The following is a 785-nucleotide window of genomic DNA, read 5'->3' as shown; positions in this document are numbered from 1 at the left end:
CTGTTCATCCGAAGGCCTTCCGGCTCTCGGGCACGGTTCCAAACCTTACCAGAAGGTTTCGAACCAGTGAAATCTGCAGGCGCCTTCGTCCAACCTCGTTGTCCCGTTCCTTTCGGCCCGGGTCGGTGTCCGTGTCGCTCTGACCTGAAATAAGTTACGCGAACATCGTCGAGAACGCCAAATCACCTGTTCAACGCGTGTTTCTCGGCTCGGAAACGGTATCGGAGGGTGCTCAAGGCACCCAGTACTTGGCGGCAAGATGCTGGACGATCGGGTCGTCCTCCTCGGCCTGCTCGAGCATCGCGAGATCGCTGCGGATATCCATGAGCCGGGGGTCGTCCCCCTCGGCGTCGCCGATCGGCCGGCCTCCGTCCTCGGCGCGCTGCCGCAGGATCTTCTCCCGAACCCGGTCTTTCAACGACTCAGCCATGAGAGAAGCATGCTGCGCGGTCACCGCCTTGTCGAGGATTTCGACGCCGTGTCAACCGTCGCGGCCGCTCCGTCTCAACGGTCGCGGTTACGGAAGACCCGGATCGCCGTGGGCAGCACCACAGCGAGAGCACCGATAATCAGGACCAAGGAGAACAGTTCCATCAACATGCCTCCATCATCCGCGCACGACGCGCAGGACGCAGACAACGTCGAAGGCCCCTCACCGTGGTGAGGGGCCTTCGTGGAGCTGCCTGTCGGAATCGAACCGACGACCTTTTCATTACGAGTGAAATGCTCTACCGACTGAGCTAAGGCAGCGAGCCTTTCGGCGTCCGAAGTCTAGCGGACTACCC

General features: G+C 61.3%; 1 protein-coding gene and 1 tRNA gene. Both read right to left on the bottom strand.

Features of this window, described 5'->3' with window-relative positions:
• Positions 1 to 232: 232 nt before the first annotated feature.
• Positions 233 to 430, bottom strand: coding sequence for a hypothetical protein (locus tag R1101_RS0124800; RefSeq protein WP_026003667.1), 198 nt, complete (start codon positions 428 to 430; stop codon positions 233 to 235).
• A gap of 244 nt (positions 431 to 674) precedes the next feature.
• Positions 675 to 750: transfer RNA gene (locus R1101_RS0124790), tRNA-Thr, on the bottom strand.
• Positions 751 to 785: the final 35 nt, after the last annotated feature.

The organism is Rhodococcus sp. R1101, assembly GCF_000278445.1.
In the GTDB taxonomy this organism is placed as follows: domain Bacteria; phylum Actinomycetota; class Actinomycetes; order Mycobacteriales; family Mycobacteriaceae; genus Rhodococcus; species Rhodococcus gordoniae.
Note: the sequence above shows the minus strand (reverse complement) of the source record. Positions and strands in the feature narration are given on the sequence as shown.